Consider the following 21,538-nt stretch of genomic DNA (forward strand, 5'->3'; position numbering starts at 1 on the left):
TGGAGACAAGGGGGCTCGCCGTTATCCACAGGGCGCACGACCCCCTTGCGCTCGGGACGGTGCGCGGCTGGTCGGGCCTCCGGCTACCCGGGCCTCCAGCGCACCGGCTGTCCGCCGTCGCGGAGGGTGTCGACGCGGTGCCGGACCTGCTCCACGATCCACGGTTCCCGGTCGGTCCGGGAGGCGTACCAGGCGGTCATCCGCAGCATCCGGATCCGGGCGTGCAGGTCGATGTGCGGGTCCTGGGCGGGGTCGTGGCCGTAGGCCCGGACGTATGAGGCGTAGGCGGCGTCGTCGTACCAGCCGATGCGGTGGTAGACCACGGCGACGGCGGTGTCCCACTGCGGCGGCCCGATGGTGACGTTCTCCAGGTCCAGCAGCACCGCGGTCCCGTCCTCGCGGACGAAGGTGTTGCCGTGGTGGGCGTCACCGTGCACCACGGCGACCGGGTGGGTGGCAGCCGCGCGCGCCGACCACTCGGCGCGCAGCTCGGCGCGGTGGCGGTGCAGGAAGTCCCGGTCGGCCGGGGACAGGCCGGTGGCGCCGTCGATGTGTTCGCGCAGCCGCGCCCACGGATCGAATGCCGGCAGCGGCGGCCAGGGCGGTGGCTCGCCGTGCAGACGGCGCAGCAGGGCGGCGAGCGCGGCGGGGCGGCCGGCCCCGCGCCCGGTGAGCTGGTGCCACCAGGTGACGATCCGGCCCTGGATCCGCAGCAGTTGGGGCAGGTGCTCGGCCGGCCGGGTGACCGGGATGCCCCGGCCGGCGATCCATCGGGCGGTGGCCAGCTCGGTGGCCAGCCGGGCGCGGTGCGAGGCGTCGGCCCCGATGCGGGCGACCAGGCGCTGCGCCGGGAGGATCACGACGGCGTTGTCGGAGGGGGGTTTGCGCAGGTAGGCGCCTGTGGCGGACAGTCCCACCGCGGCGCAGGCCGCGTGGGCGGCGGCCATGGCGGCCGGACCGGTGAACGGGGGGAGCGTCACGGCGCACGTCCTTCGGGGCGTGGACGGGTTCACGGCCGCGTCCGTGGTGCGGCGCGGCCCGCTCCCCGGGCTTCTGCCCGGGGAGCGGGCGCCCCATCCCTGCCCGGCGCCCACCCCACCGCCCCGCACGCCGCCCCGCACGCCCCCCGCGCGCGAACCTCCCCCGCGCGCGAACCTCCCCCGCGCGCGAACCTCCCCCGCGCGAGGGCGGTCCACGCGCGGGAGGGTCCGTCGTCGCCCGTCCCCGGGTCAGGCGGTCAGCGCGTGGTGGCGGTCGCGGAGGTCGCGCACGGCCGGGACCCGCTCGAAGGGCGCCAGGCGGGCGAGGAAGTCGTTGAGGTAGGCCCGGGTACGCACCGAGCGCACCTGGAGGGCGGTGGGCAGGGCGGTCAGCGCGGTGGCGCAGGCCTGCTCCACGTCACGGCCGAGCAGGTGCGACCGCGCCAGCACGAAGCCGGTGAAGACGGTGCTGCGGGCGTACTCGTCGCGGTCGCGCCCGGAGAGCGCGGCCCGCGCGTGCGCCCGGGCGGTCGGGGCGTCGCCGAGTTCGAGGAGGCAGTGGGCGGTCTCATCGGCGAGCTCGGCCGGGGTGAAGTACGCCAGCCACTCGGGTTCCTCACCGGGCCGGGACGCCGCCAGGCTGCGTTCGGCGTGGCCGAGGGCCTCCCGGGTGGCGCGGCGGTCGCCGAGCGCGGCGTGCGCGCGGGCCTCCATGGCCCACAGCGCGGCGTGTCCGGCCGGGGTCGCCCCGGGTGCCCCGGCGCGGCCGGCGCGGACGAAGTCCAGGGCCTCGCGGTACTCGCCGAGGAAGGTGGCCTGGTGTGCCAGGATGCCGAGGACCTTGGCCGCGAGCGGGCGGTCGTCGGCGTGGTGGGCCAGGGCGACGGCGAGCAGCAGGTAGCGGCGGGCGGCGGCGTGTCGGCCGGCGTCGTAGGTGATGTGCCCGACCCGGTGCGCGGCGATCGCGGCGGCGCGGAACAGCTCCCGCCCGACGGCCGCGGTGTAGCCGCCGTGCAGCAGCGGGAGCACGTCGGCGCGCAGGTGGTGGACCGCGATGGTGCGGGCCGCGCCGCCGCCGAACTGGTTGTCGAGCTGACGGACCATGCGGGCGGTGGCGAGGATCCGGTCCACGTCGGCGCGGCCGACGGCGCGGGCGCCGCGGGGGCGGGCCGGCGGGGCCGGTGGAGGGCTGATGACCCAGCGCAGCACCGGCGCGGCCAGGGCCGTGGCCGGCAGGAGGGCGTCGACCGAGGGGTGGCTGCCGGTGTCGGCCGCGCACAGCGCCTCGGCGTCGTGCAACAGGGTCCACGGGGAGGTGGTCGGATCGGCCGTGGCGGCGGTGCCCCGGTTCGCCGTGCGTGGCGCCATCCCGGCGTCGGCGGGCGTCACCTGGCGCCCCAGCAGCCGGGTGAGGACCTCCGCGACGACCTCCGGCACTCCCCGGGTGCGGCTCGGCGTCCCGGCCAGCCACCGCTTGACGGTGGTGTGGGTGCAGCGCAGGGTTAAGCCGTGGCTGGCGCCGTGCTCGCGCACCAGCCGTGCCAGGCCCTTGTTGGTGACGCCGGCTTCCCGCATGAGGGCGGCCAGGGCGTCGTTGGGGGTGTCGGACGGGATCATGGCAGGACTGTAGTGGCCGGCGCGAGTGCCCTCCGGTGAACCCCCGGGCGGCGAACGGACCCCCGGGTGAACCTGTCGCCGCGTCGTCCCGGCGTGGTTTCCTGATCGCGGCGCACCGTGGGACGCCCTGGTGGTCCCCCGCACCAGGGTCCCTCCGGGGGCCCGGCCTGTCTCCCCCGTGACGGGCCCACGGTGACCCCCGCCGACCACACCGGCGCGACGACGAGGCGGCGGAGCCCTCCACTCGCGCGTGGTCGGCGGGGCGCGCCCTCCCTCCGCCCGCCGGACCGGCGGGAACGCCGTGGCGGGCCGGCCGGGGACCGGGCGCTACCCTGACCGCCATGGCAGCGTCCTCGGAAAGTGCTCCCGGCGGAGGCCGGCGCGGATCCCGCCGCGTCACCATCATCGACGTCGGGCGGGCGGCCGGGGTGTCCCGGCAGACCGTCTCGCGGGCGCTGAACGACATGCCGGAGATCGACCCGGACACCAAGCGCCGGGTCCTCCAGGCCGCCAAGGAGCTCGGCTACCGCCCGAGCCGGTTCGCCCGCAACCTCGTCCGGCGGGAGGCGCAGGCCCTGGGCCTGGTGGTGCCCAACCTGAAGAACCCCTACTTCACGGAGATCGCGGACGCGATCATCGAGGCGGCGCGGCGGGCCGGCTGGCAGGTCGTCCTGATGCCGCTGGACGCGTGGGGCGAGCCGGAACTGGACGCGCTGGCGACGCTGGCGCGCCAGGTGGACGTGCTGGCCTGCTACTTCGGCGGCCCGGAGGAGCGGCTGCTGGCGGCGGCGGGCGGCGTGCCGGTGGTGCTGCTGGAGCGGGAGCCGGTCACCGCCGACGTTCCCTGGGTGGGCGTGGACGTGGACGCCGGTGTCGACGCCGGGCTGGCCCACCTGGCCGAACGCGGTCACCGGGACATCGGCATGATCGACTGCGAGTTCCGGCCCGTGGCCGCCGGCCCCGCCGACGCGGGAGCGGGCGACGCCGGCGGGGCCCCCGACGCCCACGCCGGCCGCAGCGCCCGCGCGCGCCGGCTGCTCGCCGTCGCTGCCTCCTTCGGACTGCGGGTGACGGACGAGCGGATCCGCAGCGCGCCGGAGACCATCGCCGGCGGCGCGGCGGCGACGGAGGAGCTGCTCACCGCCGCGCCGGAGGTCACGGCCGTGCTCACCTTCAACGACTACATGGCCATCGGCGCCCTGATGGCGCTGCACGGCCGTGGGCTGTCGGTGCCCGGCGACTGCGCGGTGGTGGGCTTCGACGGCCTGGTGCTGGGGTCCGCCGTGGAACCGCCGCTGACCAGCCTCAGCATCGACAAGGGGCGCTTCGCCGACCTGGTGATGGAGCGGGTGCGCGGGCTGCTCGACGGCACGCCGGTCACCGGGCGCAGCGTGCTGACCCCGACCGTGGTGGTCCGCCGCAGCACCTGACCCGCCGCCGGGCGGCGTTCCCGGGTTCGCCTGGCCGTCCGTTCGCCCAGCCGTCCATTCGCCCAGCCGTCCGTTCGCCCAGCCGTCCGTTCGCCTAGCCGTCCAGCGGGCACCGGGCCAGCAGTGTGGCGGGGGTGGAGTCGGCGGGGCGGGGCAGGGTGCGGCTCGCCGGGGGTCGCTCGCCCCGTTCGATCCAGTCCTCCAGCGCGGCGAAGGCGGAGCGGTGGCAGGGCACCAGTGGGCGCAGCCGGTCGGGGAAGGCGTCGACGAGCGAGTCGGTGTGGGTGCCGCCCTCCACCCGGTAGTAGCGCAGCAGTTCGCCGCGGCCCGCGTCCCGCACCATCCGGGCGTAGACGTCGGAGTCCTGACCGATCGGCAGCAGCACGTCCAGGGTGCCGTGCAGGGTGATCAGCGGCCGGCCGATCCGTCCGGTCAGGGCGATCCGGGACACCGCGTCGGCCACCGCCTCGGGGCGCGCGGCGTAGTCGTAGTCGGCGTCGCAGGCCGGTGTGCCGGGGGCGCAGAACGGCGTGCCGGCCTCGGTCGCGCCGTCGAAGCCGGGGTCGAGTTCCTCGCGGTAGATCCGCTGCGTCAGGTCCCAGTAGTACTGGTGGTGGTACGGCCACAGGAACTCGGATCCGGCGGGGAACCCGGCGGCCAGCATCGCCTCGTGGGCGGCCGGGGCATCCGGGCCACCCGCCGCGTAGCGCGGGTAGGCGCGCAGCGCGGTCGGGAGGAAGGTGAGGAGGTTGGGGCCGGCGGGGCGCCACAGGGCTCCCTCCCAGTCCACTCCCCCGTCGTAGAGCTCGGGGTGGTTCTCCAGCTGCCAGCGGACCAGGTAGCCGCCGTTGGAGATGCCGGTGACCAGGGTGTGCCGCGGCGGTCGCTGGTAGCGCTGGGTGACGACGGCCCGGGCGGCCCGGGTCAGCTCGGTCAGCCGCTCGTTCCACTCGACGATGGCGTCGCCGGGCGCGTCGCCGTCGCGGTGGAAGGCCGCGCCGGTGTTGCCCTTGTCGGTGGCGGCGAAGGCGTAGCCGCGGGCCAGCACCCAGTCGGCGATGGCGCGGTCGTTGGCGTACTGCTCGCGCACGCCCGGGGAGCCGGAGACGACGAGGCCGCCGTTCCAGTCGTCCGGGAGCCGCAGGACGAACTGCGCGTCGTGGGCCCAGTTGTGGTTGGTGTTGGTGGTGGAGGTGTCGGGGAAGAAGCCGTCGATCTGGATGCCCGGCACGCCGCGCGGGGTGGGCAGGCCGGCGGGGGTGAGCCCGCTCCAGTCGGCGGGGTCGGTGTGCCCGGAGGCGACGGTGCCCGCGGTGGTCAGTTCGTCGAGGCAGGAGATCCGCTGGTGCTCGGCGCCGGGGACGTGCAGGCGCGCGGCGCGGGCGCAGTGGCCGCCACCGGCCCCGCCGCCCGTGGCGGGGCCGGTGGCGCGGTCGACCGCGGCGGCCGGCAGTCCGGTGGCCAGGACCAGCACTCCGGCCAGCAGGGCGGTGGCGGCACGGGGCATCGCAGGCACCTCTCAGGAGACCGTGCCGGGGGTCGGCGCCCCCGGCGGACCGTGGTGCCGGCCACCGTAGGAGCCGTGGCCACCGCCGAGTATGGGGCCGGAGCCCACAAAGTCGGCGCCAGTGGTGTGGCGGCGCTCGCGGTGCCGGCGGCGCCCGGTCGTCCGGTCACCGGTCCGCGCGCCGGTCGGACCATCGCACGCTCTGACGGAATGACAAGAACCCGATTCCCTTGCGGTGACGGTGAATTCAATGACCGACATTGAACGCCGCCGGTCCAAATGCGACAGGAAAAGGGAAGCCGGCGATAGCCTCTGCCCGAATCGGTACACATCGCCGCGTCATATTCCCCACCCGGTCATGGGATGGCTCCGCATGCACTCTTCCGTCCCGTCCGTCGTCCGGCGACCCCCGGCCGCGACGGCACGGCCCACCGACGCCGTCCGCGCCGCCGTGCGCGGCGCACCCCCGTGGGTCGCCCCGGTACTCGTCTCACTGCCGCTGCTGCTGATCCTGGTGACCGCGGCACCCCGGCTGGCGGCGGCGCCGGTCCTGCTCGGCGGATACGGCTGCCTGGTGCTGTCGACGTCCGTCGCCCTGCTGCTGATCGCCTACTGCCGGTACGAGGACCCGGCGGTGTGCCCGCCGCGCCGTCCCCCGGGCGACGCGGCGAATCCCTTCCCGCCCCTGCCGCCCGCACCGCGCGTCAGCTTCCTGCTGGCCGTGAAGGACGAACGGGACGGCATCGAGGCGTGCGTCCGGTCCATGGCCGCCAGCGACTACCCCCACCTCCAGATCATCGTGGTGGACGACGCTTCCACCGACGGCACGCGGGGCGTCCTGCGGCGGCTCGCCGCGGAACTTCCCATCCAGGTGCTGTACCTCGACCGCAACGTGGGCAAGAAGCACGCCCTGGTGCGCGCGGCCGAGCACGCCGACGGAGACGTGCTGGCCTTCACCGACTCGGACTGCGTGCTGGCCCGCGACGCCCTGTCCCGCTGCGTCACCGCGCTGGTGCGCCACCCCGAACTCGGGGCGGTCAGCGGCCACGCCCGGGCGCTGAACGCCGACGCCAGCGTGCTCTCGCGCACCCAGGACGTCTGGTACGAGGGGCAGTTCCGGATCACCAAGGCGGCGGAGTACGTCCTCGGCTCGGTCACCTGCCTGTCCGGCCCACTGGCGGTCTTCCGCCGGGACGCCGTCTACAACTACCTGCCGGCCTGGGCCCAGGACCGCTTCCTCGGCGGCGAGTTCCGCTTCGCGACCGACCGCCAGCTCACCGGCTACGTCCTCGGCCAGTTCCGGGTCGGCGACCGCCTGAAGCGGCGTCACGCCGACTCCCCGTTCGTGGCCGCGACCGACTACCCGGCGCGGCCGTGGCGCACCGGCTACGTGGAGTCGGCGAAGGTCTGGACGACCGTCCCGGCACGCCTGCGACCGTTCCTGCGGCAGCAGGTCCGGTGGAAGAAGAGCTTCATCCGCAACCTGTTCTTCACCGGAGGGTTCATGTGGCGCCGGGGACTCGGCGCCGCCGCGCTCTTCTACGGCCACGTGCTGCTGGTACTGGCCGCGCCCCTCATGGCGGCACGGCACCTGCTGTGGGCCCCGGCGAACGGCCTGTGGCTGCTCACCGCCCTGTATCTGTCCGGCATCGCACTCAAGGGAATCGTATGGGGACTCGCCTTCAGGATCGACAACCCGGGATCGCCGCGGTGGCGCTACCGCCCGCTGATGAGCCTGCTCTCCGCGGCCCTGCTGGCCTGGCTGCTCCCCTACGCCCTGGTCACGATCCGGCGCGGGGTGTGGTCCAGGAGCGCCGCCTGAACCGGCTGCCGCGCTCGCTGACCACCGGGGCGCTCGCCGCGGGCGTCGTCGCGCTGTACCTGTTCGTCCTCCTGCGGGGCTCGTGGTCGTCGCCGTGGCCCCTGCCGTGACCCCGCACCGTGGAGGGGAACGGGGCACCGCGTCGCCCCCCGCACGAGCGCGCCGCCCCCGCCGCCCGGCCGTCCGGACGGCGTCCCTGCTGCTCGCCCTGGCCGCGACCGCCGGCACGGCGCTCGCCCCGCAGCCGGCGGCCGGCGGGACCCACCCCGGCCCCAACGGCCCCACCGGCCCCACCGTGGTCAGCCTCACCTTCGACGACGGCAGCGAGGACCACTACCTCCACGTGCTGCCGTCGCTGCGGGAGCACGGCATGACCGGCACGTTCTACGTCAACAGCGGCCGCGTCGGCGCGCCCGGCTACCTCACCGCCGCGCAACTGCGCGCCCTGGCCGCGGAGGGACACGAGATCGGCGGCCACACCGCCGACCACGCGCGCCTGACCGAGCTGGACGAGGCGGAACGCGGACACCAGATCTGCGACGACCGGGCCGCCCTGCTCGACCTGGGCCTGCCGGTGAGGAACTTCGCCCATCCCTTCGGAGCCGACTCACCCGAGGTGAGACGCCAGGTCGCGCGGTGCGGGTACAACAGCGCCCGGGACATCGGCGGCATCGTCTCCCCCGGAAGCTGCTCCGGGTGCAGGCACGCCGAGCCGGTGCCTCCGCCGGACCGGTACGGCGTGCGCACCCCCGACTCCGCCGACGAGCGGACCACCCTGGCGACCCTGCAGGAGTACGTGCTGCAGGCCGAGCGCAACGGCGGCGGATGGGTCCCGATCGTCTTCCACCACGTCTGCGACGCCTGCTCGGAGTCGCTGGTGATCACCCCGGAGACGTTCGACGCCTTCCTGGACTGGCTCCGGCCGCGCGCCGCCGCCGGCACCACGGTCGCCACCGTGGACGGCGTGATCGGCGGGCCGCTGCGTCCCGTGCCCGCCACGGCGTCCGCGTCGGGAGCGGAACTCGCGGGCGCCCGACGGACAGACTGATACATCATCAGTGAGACCGATCGACATCCCCGGTACGACGGAGGAGTGCAGTGACGATCGACCCGATATTCCGGACCGACGACGTGCCCCCGGCGGAACGCTTCGCCTACTTCCGCGAGCGCTTCCGGGGCGAGTCGCACCAGTTCGAGGTCTGCACCGACCACGCCGGCGACTTCTACGCCTACGAACGCGGCCTGAACCTCGGCGGCGTGGCGGTGGGCATGAAGGTCTTCACCCCGGCGCGGATCCGGCGCGCCGCGAACTCGCCGCGACTCGACGATCCGGACGCCTACCAGCTGCTGCTGCCGCTGCGCGGCACGATGCTCACCCAGTGGGACGGCAGCCAGGCCGCCGCCGGCGTGGGAGAGCTCTTCGCCCAGGACTTCTCCCGGCTCGACGCCGCGGCGTTCCAGGCCCCGCACGGCCCGGTGCGGGTGGCGAGCGTCGCGCTGCCGAAGAACCTGCTGCCGCTGCCGGCGAACACGGTGGACCGGATCCTCGGCCGCCCCCTGCCCGCCAAAGACGGCGTCGCCGCCCTGCTGACCAGCGTCCTCACCCAGCTGACCAGCGAGACGGACTCCTACCGGCCAGGGGACGCCACCCGCCTGGGAACAGTGGTCCTCGACCTGGTCTGCGCCCTCTTCGGCCACCTGCTGGAGGCCGAGGAGTCGCTGACCCCCGAGATCCGTCGGCGCGAGCTGACCGCGCGGATCCAGGCCTTCATCCGCGGCCGGCTGAACGACCCCGGACTGACCCCGGGCGACATCGCGGCCGCGCACCACATCTCGGTCAGCTACCTGCACCGCCTGTTCCAGGCGCAGGACACCACCGTCGGCGCCTGGATCCGCGGGCAGCGCCTGGAACGCGCGCGCCACGACCTCACCGACCCGGCCCTGCGCGCCGTGCCCATCTACCGGGTCGCCGAGCGCTGGGGATTCACCCAGCCCTCCGTCTTCACCCGCGCCTTCACCACGAGCTACGGCGTCACGCCCCGGGAGTACCGGCAGCGCGCGCTGCCCGGTGCCGGCTGACCGCGCGGGACCCGCCGCCGGCCGGCCCGCCCCGCCGCTCCCCCGCGCCAGCCCGTAGAGTCGTCGCCATGGCAGAAGAGGAGGGGACCGCGCGGGTCGACAGCTGGATCTGGTCCGTCCGGCTGGTGAAGACGCGTTCACTGGCCGCCGCGGCCTGCCGGGCCGGGCACGTGCGGGTCAACGGCGAGCGGGTCAAGCCGGCCCACCCGGTCCGGGTGGGCGACCAGGTGCGGCTGCGCCACGCCGGCCGGGAACGGATCGTCGTCGTCTCGCGGATCGTGCGCAAGCGGGTGGGCGCGGCCGTCGCCGTGGAGGCGTACGTGGACAACAGCCCACCGCCGCCCGCGCCGCACGAGGAGCTCCCGGTGGCCCAGCGGGAACGCGGCGCCGGCCGCCCGACCAAGCGGGAGCGCCGGGAGCTGGACCGGCTGCGCGGGCTGTGACCCGGCGGGGCCGCGCCGGTTCCGGGCGCGAGCCACCCGGGCCCGGCGTGATAGACCTCGCGTGACACGCCGACACGATTCCCCGGAAGGCCCCCATGCCGCACACCGTCGCCACCGCGCCGATCATGGTCCTGAACGGCCCCAACCTCAACCTGCTCGGGCAGCGGGAGCCCGCCGTCTACGGCACCGCCACGCTGGCGGACGTCGAGGCCATGTGCGCCGAGGTGGCGGCGGCGCACCAGGCCACGGTGGACTGCCGGCAGAGCAACCACGAGGGCCGGCTCATCGACTGGATCCACGAGGCGCGGCTGAACCACTGCGGGATCGTGATCAACCCCGGGGCCTACACCCACACCTCCGTCGCGCTGCTCGACGCGCTCAACGCGTGCGACGGCCTGCCGGTGGTCGAGGTGCACATCTCCAACATCCACCGGCGCGAGGCGTTCCGGCACCACTCCTACGTCTCCCGGCGGGCCGACGGGGTCATCGCCGGCTGCGGGGTCCAGGGCTACGCCTTCGCGGTGCAGCGGGTCGCCGCCCTCGTGCCGGCCACCGGGTCCACCCCGGCCGCCGGCTGATCCACCGCCGGTCCGCGCGGGCCGGCGCCCACCGGGGCGTCACCCCAGCAGCGCCGCGACCACCAGCAGCACGGGCACCGCGAGGAGGGTGGAGAGCAGAATCGATTCGCGGGCCAGGCGCGTCGCCACCTGGTAGCGGGAGGCGTAGGTGAACAGGTTCTGCGCCGCCGGGAGCGCCGAGGTGACCACGACGGCGAACAGGTTCCGCCGGGACAGGTCGAACACCATGGTGCCGAGGCCCCACGCCACCAGCGGCTGGCCGACGGTCTTCAGGCCCACGGACAGCAGCACCGGGACCCGGTCCGGTCCGCGCGCCGGCGCGGCGCTCCCGTGCAGCGATATCCCGAAGGCCAGCAGCACGGCGGGCACCGACATGGCGCCCACCAGCTCGAACGGCTCCATGATCGGTTGCGGCACCGTCCAGCCGGCCGCCGCCACCGCGACTCCGGCCAGCGAACCGGCGACCACCGGGTTGCGGAAGGGGGTGAGCAGGCGCTGGGCGAGGGTCGTGCCGGTGGCCGAGGTGGACAGGTCCAGCACGGTGAGCGCGATCGGCGCCATGACCAGGAGCTGGAACAGCAGCACCGGCGCCACCAGGGACGCGTCCCCGAGGACGTAGGCGGCGATCGGGATGCCGAGGTTCCCGGCGTTCACGTAGCCGGCGCACAGCGCCCCCAGCGTCGAGTAGCCCACCGGCCAGCGGCGCAGCGCGCTCACCGCGACGAAGACGCCCGCGACGGCGACGGAGCTGAGCGCCGTGATCAGCAGGGCTGGGGACACCAGCACGGACAGGTCGGAGCGCGCCAGGGTCTCGAACAGCAGCGCCGGGCTGGCGACGTGGAACGCGAGCTTGGTGAGGACCTCCCGCCCGCCGTCGCCGAGGAGCCGGTAGCGACCCAGCAGGTAGCCGCAGCCGATGACGCTGGCGATGACGGCGAAGCCGGTGATCACGCCGCCCACGCCGCCACCGCCCTTCCGGGCCGGCCCGCTCGCGGGCGTGGGCGGACGGCGGGACGGAGCCGGAGCCGGCGGAGAAGCCGGCGGAGGCCGTGCCGGGCGGTGGGGTCTCGGTGGGGGTGCGTCATGCGGGTGGGGCGTCCGTGGTGGTGTTCGAGGCGAGGTCAGGCGTTCGACGCGAGTCTCACACACGGGTGCGGAGCCGGTGCCGGCGGGGCGCGGCGCGGTGGGCCGGGGCGACGCGGACGGCGTCGCCCCGGCCCCCGGCGTCCCGGTCAGGGCAGCGGTATCCGCACCACCTGCGGGTCGTGGTCGCTGACCTGCGTGGTGAACTCGCTGTTGACGTGGACCACGTCGTAGGAGTACGCCGTCGCGGCCAGCGACGGGGAGAGCAGGATGTGGTCCAGCACCTGCGAGTTGCCCTCGTAGACGTAGGTGTAGCGCTCGGCGGCGGGCAGCGTCGCCGGGAGGTCGACGAGCGCGCCGCCGGCCGTGAGGATGTCCGTGGTCCGGGAGAACTCGAAGTCGTTGAGGTCGCCGAGGACGATCACGCCCGCGCCGGGGTCGATGGCGCGCACGCTGTCGACGAAGCCCCGCACCGCAGTGGCCTGCTGGTGGCGCTGCGTCTCCGAGGAGCGGACCGGGGGCTGGACGCGGCCGAACAGCGGGTCGTCGCCGCCCTTGGAGTTGAAGTGGTTGGCGACCACGAACAGGGTGCGTCCGTTCCAGGTGAACTCGCCGGCCAGCGGCTTGCGGCTGCCGGCGAAGGCCGCGTTCGTCGGGGCGACCCGGCCCGGGGAGTGGCTCAGCTGCGGCCGGCCGCCGACGTTGTTCACGGTGGTCGCCGTGGTGGCGGTGCCGCCGGGACGGTCGACGAAGGCCAGGCCCCGGTCGGTGCGGTAGAGGAAGGCCAGCCGGATGTTGCCGCCGGGCTCGCCGCCGTCGGCGTCGTCCACCGGGTTGATCTGCCGCCAGGAGTAGGCCGGTCCGCCGGCCGCGCTGATCGCCGCGGTGAGCTTGTTCAGCGTCTGGTCGGCGGCGACCACGGTGCTGTTGGTCGGCCCGTCGTTGTCCTGGACCTCCTCCAGGGCGATCAGGTCCGGTGAGCGCAGGTTGCCGACGATGGTGTCGGCCAGGGCGTCGAACCGCGACTGCGGGTCGGCCGGGTCGAGGTTCTCCACGTTGAAGGTGGCCGCGGCGAGCTGGCCGGAGGACGCGGCCGCCGTGGTCTCCGGGGTGAGGCCGCCGTCCAGCACGGTCGGCGCCGTGCCGGGGAGCAGCTTGAAGTTGCCGAAGGAGTAGTCCAGCACGCCGACCACCGCGCCGGAGAGGGTGTCGCCGACGTCGGCGGCCGGGGTGGTCGCCAGGACGTCGTCCACCAGCACCCGCTCGGGGTTGAAGTCCGCCGACTGGACGGCGATGCCGCCGCGGTTGGTGCGCACGGTGCTGCCCGTGGACACGACCGGGATCTCCCCGAAGTCGTTGCGCGGGCCGACCACGGCGGGGCCGTTCAGCTGGACGCGCATGCCCTCCATCGACTCCCAGAAGTCGATGCCGTCGGTGGTGGCGTCGAAGGTGCCGGAGGTCTCCACGTCCCCGGTGGCGTCGTTGTCGATCACCGCGGTCGGCGGAATCCGGCCGCCGCTGCCCACCACCGTCGCCGCCGGCGGCGCCGCCCCGGTGGCCACCACGGTGACCTGCGGGGAGGTCAGCTGGGTGGTGGTGAGGTTGTCCGTGCCGCCGGTGCCGCCGGGCCGGAACTCGCCGACGGTGCCGGTGACGGTGACCGAGTCGCCCACCCGGCGGCCCGGGGCCGTGGAGGTGTACACGTAGATGCCCTCGCTGGTGGCCGGGTTGGCGTCGGGGGCGGGGTCCTGCATCCAGAAGCCGGTGGTGCCCACGGCGGTCACCACGCCGGGGACCGCCGACACCTGCTGGCCGGTGCGCGGGGAGCGGTGCGCGGCGCCCTGGATGTCGCGGATCCGGGTGCCGGTGCCACCGCCGCCGCCGCTGGAGGAGGAGTTGCGCGGCTGCGGGGCCGCCACGGCGAAGTCCGCGGAGTTGCCGTCGGTGTCGGTGGCACCGCCGGCGGCGCGCAGCACGGCGGTGGTGTTGGACGGCGCGGGAGCGGCCCCCGTCCCCTCGTAGGAGGAGGCGGTGCTGCCGTAGCCGACGAAGTCGCGCACGCCGCTGGCCGTGGCGCAGCCGGTGGAGCAGGTGAGCGGCGTGGTGCTGGTCCGCAGGGCGACCTTGCCGGTGGTGGCGCTGAGGTTGATCGTGCCGGTGAGGTCGGGAGTGGGGAGCGCCTGGCCGGTGCTGCCGCCGGACGCCTGGCCGACCAGGAGGTACCGGCCGGGGGCGAGCGATCCGGACAGGTCGGTCTTCTGCCAGCTCGACCCGGTGGCCGAGGCGTACTGGACCGACCAGCCGGACAGCGAGACCGTGGTGGTGCCGCGGTTGTACAGCTCGATGTAGTCGGCCCGGTAGGTGGCGCCGGTGTTCCCGCCCCCGCCGTAGACCTGGCTGACCACGACGTCCGGGGAGACGGCGGTGGCGGTGGGCAGGGGGAGGGCCACGAGGGCGCCGGCCGCGATCGCCGCGCCGAGGAGGGCCGAGGCGGCCCGTCTGCCGTGCGCTCCGGAACTGCGGATCATTGTCGCTCCAAGGGGAGGAATGACCTGGACGCCGGTGTTCTACTCGCGTAGAAGCCGCCACACACCCGGATGCGCGTGAATATCTGATTAACAGGCTGGTACCCGCTGCGTGGGGCGGGACCGGCGAACCTGGAGGCCACGATGGAACGAGGCGGCGAGGACGGCGGCGCGGGCTACGACGCGCGTCCGTTCGTCCCCGCGGAGGCCGATCTCGGCGAGCTGCGCGAGGCGGCCGCCGGCTGCCACGGGTGTCCGCTGTACCGGGAGGCCACCCAGACCGTGTTCGGGGCCGGGAACCCCTCGGCCCGGGTGGTGCTGGTCGGGGAGCAGCCCGGGGACGTGGAGGACCGGCGCGGCCTGCCCTTCGTGGGGCCGGCCGGACGGGTGCTGACCCGCGCGCTGGAGGAGGCCGGGATCGACCCCGACGACTCCTACATCACCAACGCGGTCAAGCACTTCAAGTTCGTCCAGCAGGGGCGGGGGAAGCGGCGCATCCACAAGGCGCCGAGCCTGCGCGAGATGGCCGCCTGCCGCCCGTGGCTGGCCGAGGAGCTGCGGCTGATCGCCCCCGAGGTGGTGGTGGCGCTCGGCGCCACGGCCGGGAAGTCGCTGCTCGGCCCGGACTTCCGGGTGACCAGGGAACGCGGCACCCCCCTGCCGCTGGCGCCGCTCGACGGCGCGCGGGAGCCCACCGACGTGGTCTGCGTGGCCACCATCCACCCCTCCGCCGTACTGCGCGCCGACGACCGCGACGCCGTCTACGCGGGCCTGGTCTCCGACCTGCGGGTGGTCGCCGGCGCGCTGCGCGCCCCCTGACTCCCGCGGCGGGTCCGCCCGCGACGACCGCCGCGCCGCCGACCAGGCGGGCGGGCGTCACCGGGCGGGCGTCACCGGGCGGGCTCGGCGATCAGCGCGGTGGCGACGCGCCGGAAGCCGAGCCGTCCGTAGATCCTGGCGACGTCCTCGTCACCGGCCGACAGGAAGACCGTCCCCACGCCCCGGGAGCGCGCGTCGGCCACCAGCGCCGCGGTGACCGCGAGCCCGAGCCCGCGGCGGCGCGCGGCCGGCAGCGTGCCGACGCCGACGATCTCACTGACCTCCCCGACCGGCTGGTGCTGACCGGCGCAGAGCGCGGTGCCGTCCTGGAGGGCGGCCGCGACCACGGTCAGCCCGGCCCGCACGCGCTCCACCGCCGCCCGGGTCGAACCGTCGGCGGCCCCCGCCCGCACCGCCTCCGCGAGTCCCTCGGCGCCGGCGGTGCCGACCGCCGTTCCGGGCTCGGCGAAGGCCAGGTACGGAACGGCCAGCGCGCCCGGCAGCGCCGGGTCGTCCGGGCCCAGCGTGCGCACCGACACCCCCGGGTCCACGCCCGGGGCGGCCGCGCTCGGGGTGGGCGCGTCCGGGTCGAGCACCATCAGCGGGTGCTCGTGCACCACGAGCCCGGCCTCCTCGACCGCCGCGCGCAGCCCGGGGCTGCTCTCGGCGACCCACTCGAACGCCTCGGGGACGCCGAGTTCCCGCTGCCGGTCGCGCACCCGCCGCACGTCGGCCGCGGTCGCCGCACCGGCCCGCCCCCGGCTCGGACGGGCGTAGAAGGGCCAGCCGGCGCCCTCGCGGACGAACAGGGTCAGCGCCCCGAAGTCCTCGGCGCGGGCGGCGCGGCGCGGCGCCGCGTCGTAGTAGTCCTCGAGGCGTTCCAGCAGCGGGGCGAGGCGTTCGTCATGATCCACGGAAGTCACCCGGGCATCCAAGCAGCCCCGGGTCGGCCGCCACCACCGAAAATCGTCCGGGCGCGTCACCCGCTCCGCCGACGCCCGGGCGCCCCGGACGGCACCAACCGCAGCAGGGCCTCGATGGCGTGGTCGGTGGCGTCCCGGCCGGGCCGGTCGTACACGTTGGACAGCAGCCTGACCAGCAGGCGCATGGTGGCGGGCGAGCGCATGCCGGCCCGGTGCAGGAGCTTGGGGAAGAACGGCCGGGTCATCAGCCCCGCGAAGGCGCTGCCCACCCGGTAGTAGGCGCCGTGCCGGTGGGTCAGCTCCGCCGGGTACAGCCGCAGGGCGCGTTCGCGCCGCGGCCCCTCGGGCCGCGCCAGCGCCTGGGCGGCGATGTCGGCCGCGAGTTCGCCCGCCTCCATAGCGTAGGCGATGCCCTCGCCGTTGCACGGGTTCACCATGCCGCCGCTGTCCCCGACCAGCATCAGACCGCGCGTGTAGTGCGGCACGCGGCTGAAACCCATCGGGAGCGCGGCGCCCCGGACGGCTCCGTCGGCCCCCGTCTCCTCCCGCAGCCCCCAGGCGACCGGGGTGGTGGCGAGCCACTCCCGCAGCAGCCGCCGGTGGTCGAGGCGGCCGGCACCCGCCTCGTCGACGGACCCCAGGCCCACGTTGACCCGGCCGTCGCCGATGCCGAAGACCCAGGCGTACCCGGGGAGCGGCCGGCCGTCGCGCAGGCGCAGGTCGAACCAGATCTCCAGGTGGTCGTCGGCGTGGCGGGCCGGGCTGCGGTAGTAGCGGCGCACGGCCACGCCCATCGGCCGATCGGTGCGCCGGGTGACGTCCAGGGCCAGGGCGAGCCGGGCGGAGACGCCGTCCGCGGCGACCACCAGGGGGGCGCGGTAGGTCGCCGGGGTGCGCTCCGGACCGACCTCGGCGTGCACGCCGGCGACCCGCCCGGCGCGGTCCAGCAGCGGCGCGGTGACCCTGGTGCGGGTCCGCAGCCGCGCCCCGGCGCCGGCGGCCCGCCGGGCGAGGAGGTCGTCGAAGTCGCGCCGGGTGCGGGTGAGACCGTAGTCGGGGAGCGACGCCAGGCCGGGCCAGGCGACCTCCAACCGGGCGTCACCCGCGACGAACCGCACGCCCCGGTTGCGCGACCAGCCCGGCGCGGCCAGGTCGACGCCCATCCGGACGAGTTGCCGCACGGCCCGCGGACTCAGGCCGTCGCCGCACACCTTCTCCCGGGGCAGCTCCGACTTCTCCAGCAGCAGCACGTCCAGCCCCTGACGGGCCAGATGGTAGGCGGCGCACGAGCCGCCCGGCCCGGCACCCACCACGATGACATCGGCTCGCTGCGACACGGGTGCCCCTCTCCGGTCGGTTGGCCCGTGTCTCGTTCATACCGTGATGCGGCGGGGCGCACCCCTCGGACCGGAATCCTCATATTGGTACGACGATGTCCTGCCCGGGGCCGGCCTCGGCCGGGTCCGGCGGTGGTCCGGTGGTCCGGGTGTCCCCGAGTAGCCGCGGCGGCGGGTGGAAAGCGTCCAGCGGTGGGGCCGGGGCCGTCCCGACCACCGCGCGCGAGCCCGAGGAGGGTGCCATGACCGAGACCGGGGCCACGACCTGCGCCATCTCCGGCGGAGGGCCGGCGGGGATGATGCTGGGGCTGCTGCTGGCCAGGGCCGGGATCGACGTGACGGTGCTGGAGAAGCACGGGGACTTCCTGCGCGACTTCCGCGGCGACACCGTGCACCCCTCCACCCTGCAGGTGCTGGACGAGCTGGGCATGGTGGACGCGCTGGAGCGGATCCCGCACAGCAAGCTGGCCACCCTGCGGATCCTGGCGGACGGCCGGGAGCTCATCGACGCCGACCTGCGGCGCGTCCCGGGGCGCTGGAAGTACCGGCACGTCGCGATGGTCCCCCAGTGGGACTTCCTCACCCTGCTGGTCGAGCACGCCCGGCGCCACCCCGGGTTCCACCTGCTGATGGAGGCGGAGTCGGTCGGCCTCATCGAGGAGCACGGGGCGGTGCGGGGCCTGCGCTACCGCGACCGGACGGGCGAGCACGAGCTCCGCGCGGTCCTCACCGTCGCCGCCGACGGCCGCCACTCCGATCTGCGCTCCGCCGCCGGCCTGGTGCCCAGGGAGCTCGGGGCGCCGATGGACGTGCTGTGGTTGCGGATCTCGCGCAGGCCCGAGGACGGGGAAGGGCTCCTGGGGCACGTCGGGCCGGGTTCCATGGTGGCCGCGATCGACCGGCACGACTACTGGCAGATCGCCTTCCTGATCCCCAAGGGTACCTGGGGCACCGTCCGGGCGCAGGGCCTGGAGCGTTTCCGGGAGCGGCTGGCGCGGCTGCTGCCCGCCCTGACCGACCGGATCGGGGAGATCGACACCTGGGAGCGGGTGAAGTTCCTGGAGGTCGGGGTGAACCGGCTGAGCTCCTGGGACCGCCCAGGCTTCCTGGCCATCGGGGACGCCGCGCACACCATGTCGCCGGTGGCCGGGGTCGGCATCAACCTCGCCGTCCAGGACGCGGTGGCCACGGCCAACCTCCTGGCCGACCCGCTGTACCGGGCGCAGGCCGACCCCGACCGGTTCCGGCGCACCCTCAACCCCCGCCTGGTGCAGCGGGTTCGGCGCCGCCGCCGGTTCCCGACGGCGGGCACCCAGACGGTGCAGGTGCTGGTGCAGCGGCAGCTCATCGGGCGCGTGCTCGGGGACTCCGAACCGCCGCGGGTGCCCGCGTTCCTGGGCAACGCCGCGCTGCGGCGGGCGCTCTCCCAGGCCATGATGCGGATCATGTGGTACGGCATCCTGCCGGAGCACGTCCACACACCCGAGCGCCCGGCGCCGGCCACCACGGGGTGGCCGGCGACCCCCTGAGCGGGCCCGGTGGCGGGCCGGCCCGGGCCGGACGGTGCGCCACGCCCCGGGCCGGCCCGCCGGTCACGCCGCCGCGACCCGCTGCAACCAGCCGTACGGGTGCGAGGTGAGCCCGTAGCGCTCCAGGTCGCGCCGCATGCGGAAGGCGGCGCCGCGCGGCCCGGCGAGCCAGTCCCGCACCGCCGGCACCACCCCGCCGGGCATGCCGGGCGGCCGCAGTTCGGGGTCGTCCACGATGCCGTCCTCGACCACGAAGAACCCGCCCTCGGGCACCAGGTCGGCGAAGTGGTCGAGGGCGGCGAGGGTCGTCGGGTACTCGTGCAGGGTGTCCTCCACGACGAGGCACCGCGCGCCCGGCGGGATCATGGCCCGGACGCGCTCGGCCAGCGCGGGATCGCCGACGTCGCCCTCGACCAGGGTGATCTCGCGGGCGTAGTCCGGGTCGGCCTCGGCCAGGATCGCGGCCGCGCGTTCCTGCGCCAGGTCGACCGAGATCACCTGGACGGGCACCGAGGTGCGCCCGTAGGCGGCCTGGGTGCGCAGCCGGTCGCGGAACCACAGCGCCGATCCGCCCAGGTGGGTGCCGAGCTCCACCACCACGTCGGTGCGCGAGAGCCACAGCACGTGCTCGAACACGCGCAGGTCCTCGGGGAACTTCTTGATGCGGACGCCGGCGTAGACGTCGCGCAGGTGCTGGCGCTCACGCTGCCGCCAGTAGGTCAGGAGTGGGGCGTGGACGTCGACGTCGACCTTCGGCGGCAGCAGGTCCTGCTCACTCGGGGCCGGGGGCGGGGCGGTCACCGGGTGCGGGTGCGGGTTCGACATGGCCGGATCATGCCCACTCGTCCGTGCGGGATGCCCGCCCGGGCACTTCGGCGGATGATTGGCCCCGGCGCGACCGCTCCGGTGGCGTCCGCGGCGTCGAATGGGAGGCTGATCAGGCATGAACGCACCAGCGCCGACCGAGGGCGTGGCGTGGGTCGACGGCGTGCGGCTGCACTACACCCAGGCCGGGACGGGGCCGCTGGTCGTGCTGCTGCACGGCTGGCCGCAGACCCGCCTGTGCTGGCGGAAGATCTGGGGCGAACTCGCCACCCGCTACACCGTGGTCGCGCCGGACCTGCGGGGATACGGCCTCAGCGACAAGCCGACCGGCGGGTACGACAAGCGCCGGATGGCCGCCGACATGGCGGGACTGGTCCGGGAGCTGGGCTTCGAACGGGCCAGCGTGATCGGGCACGACCGCGGGGCCCGGGTGGGCCACCGCTGGGCGCTCGACCACCCCGAGCAGGTGGAGCGGCTGGCCGTGCTGGACGTCGTGCCGACCCGGGAGATGTTCCGCCGGCTGGACGCGTCGGTGGCCGCCGGGTACTGGCACTGGCTGTTCCACCTGCAACCCGACCTGCCCGAGCGGCTGATCGGGCCGGACGTGCGGGGATACCTCGAGTACTTCTTCGAACGCTGGACGTACGACCGGCACGGCCTGGAGCCGGAGGCCGTGGACGCCTACGTGCGCGCCTTCTCCCGCCCGGGCGCGCTCCGCGCGAGCCTCGACGACTACCGCGCCCAGGAGGTGGACCTCTCCCACGACGAGGCGGACGCACAGGCCGGCCGCCGCGTCACCGCACCCGTCCTGGCCCTGTGGGGATCGGTCGGTCTGCCGGCCCGCCTGCCCACCCTGGAGATCTGGAAGGAGTACGCCGAACACGTCACCGGCGCGGAGATCCCCCGCTGCGGTCACTTCATCGCCGAGGAGCGCCCGCGGGCGCTGCTGGACCACCTGGACGGCTTCCTGCCGGAGCCGTGACCGGGACCGTGCCGCGACGGGACGGTCCGGCGAGCCCGGCGAGCGCGGCCAGTTCGCGGTAGGTCTCGAGTTGCTCGGCGCGGTCGAAGGTGCTGGTGGTGACCAGCACCTCGTCGGCAGCGGTGCGTTCCAGCAGGGCGCCGAGCGCGTCCGACACCTCCCCGGCGGTGCCGTGGACGTGCCCCCGCATGGCCTGGTCGAAGTGGTCGCGCTCCCGCGCGGTCATCCGGCGGGACAGGATCTCCTCGGCCGGCTCCAGCGGCGGGAACACCCCGTGCGTCCGGGAGTAGGCCGTCGACCACGCCTCGGGGACGAGCAGCTGCCGGGCGCGCTCGGTGGTCTCGGCCACCGCGACCGTGCCGGAGACCACCACATAGGGCCGCTCGGACCAGCGTGAGGGCGTGAACCGCGCCCGGTAGTCGTCGATCGCGCGCAGCATCCGCTCCTCGCCGCGGACGCCGCCGATCACCAGCGGCAGTCCGAACGCGGCGGCGATCTCCGCCCCGGAGCCGGTGGCCAGCACGAACGCCGGAACGCGCAGCCCCTCGGCAGGGCGGGCGTGGACGTCCGGATGGTCCTGCTGGTCCCCGGCGAAGTACCCGAGCAGTTGCGCCAGCTGACGGCCGAAGTCCTCGGCGGCGTCCTTGTCGCGGCCGAGGGCGCGCCGGATGCCGTCGGTGAAACCCACCGAGCGGCCGAGCCCCATGTCGATGCGCCCCGGGAAGAGCGACTCCAGCACCCCGAACTGCTCGGCGACCACCAGCGACTGGTGGTTGGGGAGCATCACGCCCCCGGTGCCGACCCGGATGCGCGAGGTGCCCGCGGCCACGGCGGCCGCCAGCACGGTGGGCGCCGAGCCGGCGACCCCGGGCACACTGTGGTGCTCGGAGACCCAGAACCGGTGGAAGCCGAGCTCCTCGATCTGCTGGGCGAACCGCAGGGTCTCGCGCAGCGCCTGCGGGCCGTCCTCGCCCCGCCGGGTGCGGGAGCGGTCCAGGACGGAGAACGGTATCGGCGGTATCGCGGAGGTCACCCCCACTTCAACGCCCCGGGCCGCCC

At 75.2% G+C, this 21,538-nt stretch carries 19 protein-coding genes; 10 read left to right on the forward strand and 9 right to left on the reverse strand.

What is annotated here, in order from left to right; translation table 11 throughout:
- Window positions 1-83: 83 nt before the first annotated feature.
- Window positions 84-980, reverse strand: a complete 897-nt coding sequence (locus tag FHU37_RS08450; protein WP_179813593.1) for a phosphotransferase enzyme family protein — start codon at window positions 978-980, stop codon at window positions 84-86.
- A 249-nt stretch (window positions 981-1,229) separates the two neighbouring features.
- Entirely contained in the window at window positions 1,230-2,597 is a 1,368-nt protein-coding gene (locus tag FHU37_RS08455; RefSeq protein WP_179813594.1) for an NsdA family TPR-like regulatory protein, read from the reverse strand.
- 341 nt (window positions 2,598-2,938) lie between these two features.
- Between FHU37_RS08455 and FHU37_RS08460 the strand changes: the two genes are divergently transcribed.
- The gene (locus FHU37_RS08460; RefSeq protein WP_179813595.1) at window positions 2,939-4,027 is read left to right on the forward strand and encodes a LacI family DNA-binding transcriptional regulator; all 1,089 of its coding nucleotides are present in this window, start codon (window positions 2,939-2,941) and stop codon (window positions 4,025-4,027) included.
- 94 nt (window positions 4,028-4,121) lie between these two features.
- On the opposite strand, the gene FHU37_RS08465 is transcribed toward FHU37_RS08460, so the two are convergent.
- Window positions 4,122-5,534, reverse strand: a complete 1,413-nt coding sequence (locus FHU37_RS08465) for a 3-hydroxybutyrate oligomer hydrolase family protein (protein WP_179813596.1) — start codon at window positions 5,532-5,534, stop codon at window positions 4,122-4,124.
- 373 nt (window positions 5,535-5,907) lie between these two features.
- Here FHU37_RS08465 and FHU37_RS08470 point away from each other — a divergent pair, with 373 nt between their 5' ends.
- The 6 genes from FHU37_RS08470 to aroQ all read left to right on the forward strand — a co-directional run bounded on the left by FHU37_RS08470 (window position 5,908) and on the right by aroQ (window position 10,456).
- On the forward strand, window positions 5,908-7,356 hold the full coding sequence (locus tag FHU37_RS08470; protein ID WP_179813597.1) for a glycosyltransferase family 2 protein: 1,449 nt from the start codon (window positions 5,908-5,910) through the stop codon (window positions 7,354-7,356).
- The gene (locus tag FHU37_RS28910) at window positions 7,335-7,466 is read left to right on the forward strand and encodes a hypothetical protein (RefSeq protein WP_281394618.1); all 132 of its coding nucleotides are present in this window, start codon (window positions 7,335-7,337) and stop codon (window positions 7,464-7,466) included. Before FHU37_RS08470 ends, FHU37_RS28910 begins: the two co-directional genes overlap by 22 nt.
- A complete protein-coding gene (locus FHU37_RS08475; RefSeq protein ID WP_179813598.1) occupies window positions 7,451-8,404 on the forward strand; it encodes a polysaccharide deacetylase family protein in 954 nt (317 codons plus the stop codon). Before FHU37_RS28910 ends, FHU37_RS08475 begins: the two co-directional genes overlap by 16 nt.
- A 50-nt stretch (window positions 8,405-8,454) precedes the next feature.
- Entirely contained in the window at window positions 8,455-9,435 is a 981-nt protein-coding gene (locus FHU37_RS29230; protein WP_179813599.1) for a helix-turn-helix domain-containing protein, read from the forward strand.
- A 68-nt stretch (window positions 9,436-9,503) separates the two neighbouring features.
- Window positions 9,504-9,878: an Hsp15 family ribosome-associated heat shock protein gene (locus FHU37_RS08485; RefSeq protein ID WP_179813600.1), complete on the forward strand. Its 375-nt coding sequence runs from the start codon at window positions 9,504-9,506 to the stop codon at window positions 9,876-9,878.
- A gap of 95 nt (window positions 9,879-9,973) precedes the next feature.
- Window positions 9,974-10,456 carry a type II 3-dehydroquinate dehydratase gene (gene aroQ / locus FHU37_RS08490; RefSeq protein ID WP_179813601.1) on the forward strand — a complete coding sequence of 161 codons (483 nt, stop codon included), beginning with the start codon at window positions 9,974-9,976 and terminating at the stop codon, window positions 10,454-10,456.
- A gap of 39 nt (window positions 10,457-10,495) precedes the next feature.
- On the opposite strand, the gene FHU37_RS08495 is transcribed toward aroQ, so the two are convergent.
- Window positions 10,496-11,416, reverse strand: a complete 921-nt coding sequence (locus FHU37_RS08495) for an AEC family transporter (RefSeq protein WP_179813602.1) — start codon at window positions 11,414-11,416, stop codon at window positions 10,496-10,498.
- Window positions 11,417-11,688: 272 nt separating this feature from the next.
- Window positions 11,689-14,067: a DUF8508 domain-containing protein gene (locus FHU37_RS08500; protein ID WP_179813603.1), complete on the reverse strand. Its 2,379-nt coding sequence runs from the start codon at window positions 14,065-14,067 to the stop codon at window positions 11,689-11,691.
- Between the two features lie 141 nt (window positions 14,068-14,208).
- Here FHU37_RS08500 and FHU37_RS08505 point away from each other — a divergent pair, with 141 nt between their 5' ends.
- Window positions 14,209-14,883 carry a UdgX family uracil-DNA binding protein gene (locus FHU37_RS08505; RefSeq protein ID WP_179813604.1) on the forward strand — a complete coding sequence of 225 codons (675 nt, stop codon included), beginning with the start codon at window positions 14,209-14,211 and terminating at the stop codon, window positions 14,881-14,883.
- Window positions 14,884-14,954: 71 nt separating this feature from the next.
- Here the strand turns inward: FHU37_RS08505 and FHU37_RS08510 are convergent, their stop codons facing one another.
- Both FHU37_RS08510 and FHU37_RS08515 read right to left on the reverse strand, forming a co-directional pair.
- Entirely contained in the window at window positions 14,955-15,806 is an 852-nt protein-coding gene (locus tag FHU37_RS08510; protein WP_376773910.1) for a GNAT family N-acetyltransferase, read from the reverse strand.
- 56 nt (window positions 15,807-15,862) lie between these two features.
- Window positions 15,863-17,143 (reverse strand): geranylgeranyl reductase family protein, encoded by a 1,281-nt coding sequence (locus FHU37_RS08515; RefSeq protein WP_179813606.1) that lies wholly within the window; start codon window positions 17,141-17,143, stop codon window positions 15,863-15,865.
- Window positions 17,144-17,385: 242 nt separating this feature from the next.
- On the opposite strand from FHU37_RS08515, the gene FHU37_RS08520 reads away from it, so the two are divergent.
- Window positions 17,386-18,672: an FAD-dependent oxidoreductase gene (locus FHU37_RS08520; protein ID WP_179813607.1), complete on the forward strand. Its 1,287-nt coding sequence runs from the start codon at window positions 17,386-17,388 to the stop codon at window positions 18,670-18,672.
- 63 nt (window positions 18,673-18,735) lie between these two features.
- On the opposite strand, the gene FHU37_RS08525 is transcribed toward FHU37_RS08520, so the two are convergent.
- Complete coding sequence (locus tag FHU37_RS08525) at window positions 18,736-19,497, reverse strand: CmcI family methyltransferase (RefSeq protein WP_179813608.1); 762 nt, start codon at window positions 19,495-19,497, stop codon at window positions 18,736-18,738.
- Window positions 19,498-19,615: 118 nt separating this feature from the next.
- On the opposite strand from FHU37_RS08525, the gene FHU37_RS08530 reads away from it, so the two are divergent.
- Window positions 19,616-20,479: an alpha/beta fold hydrolase gene (locus tag FHU37_RS08530; protein WP_179813609.1), complete on the forward strand. Its 864-nt coding sequence runs from the start codon at window positions 19,616-19,618 to the stop codon at window positions 20,477-20,479.
- Here the strand turns inward: FHU37_RS08530 and FHU37_RS08535 are convergent.
- Window positions 20,415-21,512, reverse strand: coding sequence for an LLM class flavin-dependent oxidoreductase (locus FHU37_RS08535; RefSeq protein ID WP_179813610.1), 1,098 nt, complete (start codon window positions 21,510-21,512; stop codon window positions 20,415-20,417). The two genes, FHU37_RS08530 and FHU37_RS08535, sit on opposite strands and share 65 nt — an antisense overlap.
- Between the last annotated feature and the right edge of the window lie 26 nt (window positions 21,513-21,538).

The sequence above is a fragment of the Allostreptomyces psammosilenae genome (genome assembly GCF_013407765.1).
GTDB classification, from domain to species: domain Bacteria; phylum Actinomycetota; class Actinomycetes; order Streptomycetales; family Streptomycetaceae; genus Allostreptomyces; species Allostreptomyces psammosilenae.

Coding starts and splice junctions, on each gene's coding strand:
- FHU37_RS08455 (WP_179813594.1), bottom strand. CDS start 2,597: ATGATCCCGTCCGACACCCCCAACGACGCCCTGGCCGCCCTCATGCGG.
- FHU37_RS08460 (WP_179813595.1), top strand. CDS start 2,939: ATGGCAGCGTCCTCGGAAAGTGCTCCCGGCGGAGGCCGGCGCGGATCC.
- FHU37_RS08465 (WP_179813596.1), bottom strand. CDS start 5,534: ATGCCCCGTGCCGCCACCGCCCTGCTGGCCGGAGTGCTGGTCCTGGCC.
- FHU37_RS08470 (WP_179813597.1), top strand. CDS start 5,908: ATGCACTCTTCCGTCCCGTCCGTCGTCCGGCGACCCCCGGCCGCGACG.
- FHU37_RS08485 (WP_179813600.1), top strand. CDS start 9,504: ATGGCAGAAGAGGAGGGGACCGCGCGGGTCGACAGCTGGATCTGGTCC.
- aroQ (WP_179813601.1), top strand. CDS start 9,974: ATGCCGCACACCGTCGCCACCGCGCCGATCATGGTCCTGAACGGCCCC.
- FHU37_RS08500 (WP_179813603.1), bottom strand. CDS start 14,067: ATGATCCGCAGTTCCGGAGCGCACGGCAGACGGGCCGCCTCGGCCCTC.
- FHU37_RS08505 (WP_179813604.1), top strand. CDS start 14,209: ATGGAACGAGGCGGCGAGGACGGCGGCGCGGGCTACGACGCGCGTCCG.
- FHU37_RS08520 (WP_179813607.1), top strand. CDS start 17,386: ATGACCGAGACCGGGGCCACGACCTGCGCCATCTCCGGCGGAGGGCCG.
- FHU37_RS08525 (WP_179813608.1), bottom strand. CDS start 19,497: ATGTCGAACCCGCACCCGCACCCGGTGACCGCCCCGCCCCCGGCCCCG.
- FHU37_RS08530 (WP_179813609.1), top strand. CDS start 19,616: ATGAACGCACCAGCGCCGACCGAGGGCGTGGCGTGGGTCGACGGCGTG.